5 protein-coding genes, 1 tRNA gene and 2 pseudogenes are annotated in these 4,777 nt (G+C 57.1%); 3 read left to right on the forward strand and 5 right to left on the reverse strand.

Going from position 1 to position 4,777, the window contains the following annotated elements:
- Positions 1-164 precede the first annotated feature (164 nt).
- Positions 165-1,391, forward strand: a complete 1,227-nt coding sequence (locus DQ405_RS24200; protein ID WP_014717445.1) for an MFS transporter — start codon at positions 165-167, stop codon at positions 1,389-1,391.
- A 73-nt stretch (positions 1,392-1,464) separates the two neighbouring features.
- On the opposite strand, the gene DQ405_RS24205 is transcribed toward DQ405_RS24200, so the two are convergent.
- A complete protein-coding gene (locus DQ405_RS24205) occupies positions 1,465-1,719 on the reverse strand; it encodes a DUF6124 family protein (RefSeq protein WP_019818461.1) in 255 nt (84 codons plus the stop codon).
- 406 nt (positions 1,720-2,125) lie between these two features.
- Here DQ405_RS24205 and DQ405_RS24210 point away from each other — a divergent pair, with 406 nt between their 5' ends.
- Both DQ405_RS24210 and DQ405_RS24215 read left to right on the forward strand, forming a co-directional pair.
- Entirely contained in the window at positions 2,126-2,365 is a 240-nt protein-coding gene (locus tag DQ405_RS24210; RefSeq protein ID WP_014717442.1) for a type II toxin-antitoxin system RelB/DinJ family antitoxin, read from the forward strand.
- Positions 2,355-2,649: pseudogene (locus tag DQ405_RS24215) on the forward strand (type II toxin-antitoxin system RelE family toxin). The gene DQ405_RS24210 and the pseudogene DQ405_RS24215 overlap by 11 nt, the downstream one beginning before the upstream one ends.
- 96 nt (positions 2,650-2,745) lie before the next feature.
- On the opposite strand, the gene DQ405_RS24220 reads toward DQ405_RS24215, so the two are convergent.
- From DQ405_RS24220 to bamC, 4 genes and pseudogenes are all read right to left on the reverse strand, one after another.
- Positions 2,746-2,835, reverse strand: a tRNA-Ser gene (locus DQ405_RS24220).
- Positions 2,836-2,919: 84 nt separating this feature from the next.
- Positions 2,920-3,634 (reverse strand): annotated as a pseudogene (gene purC / locus DQ405_RS24225) (phosphoribosylaminoimidazolesuccinocarboxamide synthase).
- A 27-nt stretch (positions 3,635-3,661) separates the two neighbouring features.
- Complete coding sequence (locus DQ405_RS24230) at positions 3,662-4,420, reverse strand: MBL fold metallo-hydrolase (protein WP_014717370.1); 759 nt, start codon at positions 4,418-4,420, stop codon at positions 3,662-3,664.
- A gap of 4 nt (positions 4,421-4,424) precedes the next feature.
- On the reverse strand, positions 4,425-4,777 hold a 353-nt coding region (gene bamC / locus DQ405_RS24235), incomplete at its 5' end, for an outer membrane protein assembly factor BamC (RefSeq protein ID WP_168426350.1).

The raw sequence follows: 4,777 nt of genomic DNA on the forward strand, positions 1-4,777 counted from the left end.
TGTGATGCTGAGTGAGGACTCTTCAAAAACCTTACATCGATAGCACTGATGATTACTATCGAAACGAGCGCCTGCTCGATTGCCAACACTGATTCCCATAATCGCCCCCAGCTTCCCTCTCCTGCGTCTGACCTCAGGCGACTTTCACCTTGGAATCCCACACCATGCCAAGCGCGAGCCAGGCCTCTAACGGCCTTCCCGAACATAATCAACAAAGCGTCAAACAGCAGTGGCTGGCGATTCTTTCGGTCGCCGTGGGTGCCTTTGCCCTGGTGACCAGTGAATTCCTGCCGGTGGGCGTACTCAACGATGTCGCCAGCGACCTGGGTATCAGTGCCGGTCACGCCGGATTGATGGTCACATTACCCGGCATCATGGCCGCCCTCGCCGCGCCGTTTCTGTCGGTCAGCATTGGCGCCATGGACCGTCGCTACCTGCTGATTGGCCTGACACTGGTGATGATCATCGCCAACTCGGTGGTGGCCTTTGCCACCGATTTCAGCCTACTGCTGTTCGGCCGCGTATTGCTCGGCATCAGCATCGGCGGCTTCTGGGCCACCGCCATTGCCCTCAGCGGGCGGCTGGCGCCCAAAGGCGTGGGGGTTGCGAAAGCCACCTCGATCATCATGATGGGCGTAACCCTGGCCACCGTGTTGGGCGTGCCGGTAGGTACATGGCTCAGCGGCCTGATGGGCTGGCGCATGACCTTCCTGGTCACGGCGTTGGTGGGCATTCCGGTACTGCTGGCGCAGATCTTCCTGCTGCCGCGACTCACCCCGGAGAAAGCCATTCAGATCCGTGACCTGCCGGCTTTGTTTATCAACCCACAAGCACGGGTCGGGTTGATCGCCGTGCTGCTGATCGGTCTCGCACACTTTGCCGCATACACCTATGTCGCACCGTTCTTTAAACACAGCTCCGGCTTCGACGGACCGACGATTGGCTCGCTGTTGTTGCTGTATGGCGTGGCTGGGGTGCTGGGCAATATCTTCGCCGGCTTTGCCGCCAACCGCAGCGTACGCAACACCCTGTTGCTGGTCGCACTGATGATCGGCACCAGCACCGCGCTGTTCCCCTACTTCGCCACCGGCATGACCGGCGCGGCGATGCTGATCGCCCTGTGGGGCTTCGCCTTCGGGGCTTTCCCGGCCTGCGCGAGCATCTGGATGTTCGTCGTGGCGCCCAAGGATGTAGAACGCGGCATGCCGCTGTTTGTGGCGCTGTTTCAGGTGATCATTGCCCTGGGCTCGTTCTTTGGCGGGCGGATCGTCGACCAGATGGGCAGCTCGGTGTTGTTGAGCCTGGCCACGGTGTTGGTGGGTTTCGGATTTGCGACCGTGCTGGTGTTGGGACGCAAGGTGAGTAATAGCCTGGTGGCGCAGCCAGCCTGACCGGGTTGTAGGCGCAAAAAAGCCTGCTGAGCATTGAGCTCAGCAGGCTTTTTTCGTTTCAGGGAGCAGGTATTTATTTGGCCGTGGGGAAATCACGCTCAAGGACAGCATCCACCAAGGCTTGCGCGTTCTCGATCAATTGAGCCAGGGCCATGATCACGGGCGACTGCGTGCTGACTGGATCTTCGGCGCATTGGTAGGCGGATTGAAGGGCGGATGAGAGGGTTTCGGTGGCGTTTATAAGGGTTTCTTCGGTGCCGACATCATCGGCTACGCAAAAGATTTTGCGTGCATGCCCTTCGGTAGAATCAGCGGTGATCTTATTCATGATGTAACCCCAGCCAACGCAACCCTGCACGAAAACTGCCGAACCTGCACAACGTAAGCACCTGTTTCGGCAAAGCTTGGTAACCAGAATCTCCACCGGGAACCTTGTGTGCATAAGCCTGCGAGCTAGTCTCAAAAAGTCGCCGCCGTGGCGACATACTGTCAAGGGTGCTGATATGCCAACGAGATATCGCGATGCGGTCACAGGTGAATACGTAACCGAGCAAGAGGCGAAGAAAAGACCAAGGGAAACGGTGAAAGAAACCGATAAAAAGCGCCCGGCAAAGCCGACGGCCAAAAAGTAGGATCAACAGATGAGAGCGACTGCCGTATGTCCAGACAAACTTGCCAATGAAACCCGATTGCTCCAATGTAATGACCAACGTCATTACACAAGGAGCTATCCCTTGGCATCTATCAACATTCGTATCGATGACGACCTGAAAGCTCGCGCCTACCTGGAGCTGGAGAAACTTGGTGTCACCCCTTCCGAACTGATACGCCAGGCGTTGCAATATGTTGCCGAGCGCGGCCAGTTGCCATTTAAGCCTGTGCTGATGACTGAAGAGGATGAAGCCTTGATGGCGACCGTACGTGAGCGTCTTGCATCGCCTCAACGCGTAAGGGTTTCTTTGGATGACCTATAGCCTTGATTTTGATGCGCGTGCATTGAAAGAAATGACAAAAGCTCGGTGACACCCTCCGTCAGCAACTCAAAAAGAAGCTGGTCGAAATCCTGAACAACCCACGTATTGAGGCTAATCGCCTACATCGCCTGCCTGACTGCTACAAGATCAAACTGCGTAGTAGCGGGTACAGGCTGGTGTATCAAGTGATCGATCAGGAAATTACGGTGTTCGTGGTCGCCGTTGATAAACGTGAGCGTGATCAAGCTTATCGCAAAGCGTCTGAGCGCCTTGATCAGCGTTAGGCAGGACTGGAAAATATCCCTGAAGCAGTCGCTGATAAAGACTGGAAATGAAAAAGCCCCGCAGCTTATTCAGCTGCGGGGGCTTTTTCTATGTAATGGCGGAGAGATAGGGATTCGAACCCTAGGTACCGGTGAAGGTACAACGGATTTCGAATCCGTCCCATTCGGCCACTCTGGCATCTCTCCAACGGCGCGCATCATAACAGTGTGTTTTCGCGGAAGCAAACCCCAAAGGTGATTTTTTTCCGTGCTATCAGATGCTTGCGTCGATTACAGCGGTACGCCGAGACGATTGGCGACTTCTTCGTAGGCTTCGATCACGTCACCGAGGCCTTGGCGGAAGCGGTCTTTGTCCATCTTCTTCTTGGTGTCCTTGTCCCACAGGCGGCAGCCGTCCGGGCTGAATTCGTCGCCCAGGACGATGGAGCCGTCGTGGAATACGCCGAATTCGAGCTTGAAGTCCACCAGCAACAGGCCGGCGTCGTCGAACAGCTTGGTCAGCACGTCGTTGACCTTGAGGGACAACTCCTTCATGCGCGCCAGTTGCTCAGCTGTACCCCAGCCGAACGCCACGACGTGGGATTCGTTGATGAACGGGTCGCCCTTGGCGTCGTCCTTCAGGAACAGTTCGAACGTGTAAGGGTTGAGCTTGAGGCCCTCTTCCACGCCCAAGCGCTTGACCAGGCTGCCGGCGGCGTAGTTACGCACGACGCATTCCACCGGGATCATGTCGAGCTTCTTGACCAGGCACTCGTTGTCGCCCAGCAGTTTGTCGAATTGGGTCGGGATACCGGCCGCTTCGAGCTTCTGCATGATGAAGGCGTTGAACTTGTTGTTCACCATGCCTTTGCGATCCAGTTGTTCGATGCGCTTGCCGTCGAACGCCGAGGTGTCATTGCGAAAACAGCAGGATCAGGCGGTTGGCGTCGTCGGTCTTGTACACCGACTTGGCTTTGCCGCGGTAGAGTTCTTCACGTTTTTCCATGATGGGCTCCGCTTTGAGTAAGGTGGGCTAGGCGATGTGTCGCCAGTCGAGCCCTGAATCTTGATCGGCCAGTTGCAGCCAGTCCGGGTCGCACCCTAGGGTGTCGACAAAACATTGCCGGGCAAGCGTCGGCAGGTTGTTCTTGCTGCTGAGGTGAGCCAGGACCAGATGTTGCAGGTCTTGCCAGCCCAACTCGTACACCAGGTATGCGGCCTGGTGGTTGTTCAAATGTCCCAGCTCGCCGCCCACCCGTTGCTTGAGAAAGTAAGGGTAATGACCGCGTGCCAGCAGGTCTCGGCAGTGGTTGGACTCGATCATCAAGGCATCGAGGTCCCGGTAACCCTCCAACACCTTGGCGCAATAAGAACCCAGGTCGGTGAGCACACCGAAGCGCCGCTCACCGTCACTGAATACGTATTGCGTCGGCTCCTGGGCATCGTGGGCAACCGCGACGACATTGATGCTCAGGGCACCGATTTGCAGTTGCTCGCCACCAGCCAGAAAACCTGCCGGCTCGATGGGTTTGCGCATCCCGCGCAACGTGCCGCGGCTCATGTACACCGGCAGATTGTAGCGCCGAGACAGCAAACCCACGCCATGCACATGGTCGGCATGTTCGTGGGTCACTAGAATCGCGCTCAACTGCGCCGGGTGAACACCGAGGCGCAGCAGGCGTCGCTCGGTTTCTCTTAACGAGAAACCACAATCGACCAGCACATACGTGTCATCGTGGGCGACCAGCGTACCGTTCCCTTGGCTACCGCTGCCGAGAACGGCAAAACGCATCGGATCAGCCCAGGTTGTCTTGAATCACGCCCAACACTTTGCGCGCTGTTTCAGCTGGCGCGACGGTGTTGATGTTCTTCTCGACGGTGACTTGCACGCTTTCGCCCACCTTGCTCAAACGAACCTGATAACGCTCGGCACGGGTTTCGATCTCTTCCTTGGTAGGCGCGCTGCCGAACAATTTGCCGAAGAAACCTGGCTCGTCGTCCTTCTTCTCAGCCTTTTCAGCCACGTTGATGTAGTACAGGCCCAGGCTGCGGTTGATGTCTTCAACGCGCCAAGGGCCCTGCTCCAACGCGCGGCCAACACTGGCCCAGGCACGGTCTAGGTCTTCACCCAGGTTCAGCACGACGTTGC

The organism is Pseudomonas sp. SST3, from assembly GCF_003325755.1.

What these genes read in the sequence shown, in the direction of transcription:
- DQ405_RS24205 (WP_019818461.1), bottom strand. Translation starts at nt 1,719, where the DNA reads ATGAATAAGATCACCGCTGATTCTACCGAAGGGCATGCACGCAAAATC.
- DQ405_RS24230 (WP_014717370.1), bottom strand. Translation starts at nt 4,420, where the DNA reads ATGCGTTTTGCCGTTCTCGGCAGCGGTAGCCAAGGGAACGGTACGCTG.
- DQ405_RS24200 (WP_014717445.1), top strand. Translation starts at nt 165, where the DNA reads ATGCCAAGCGCGAGCCAGGCCTCTAACGGCCTTCCCGAACATAATCAA.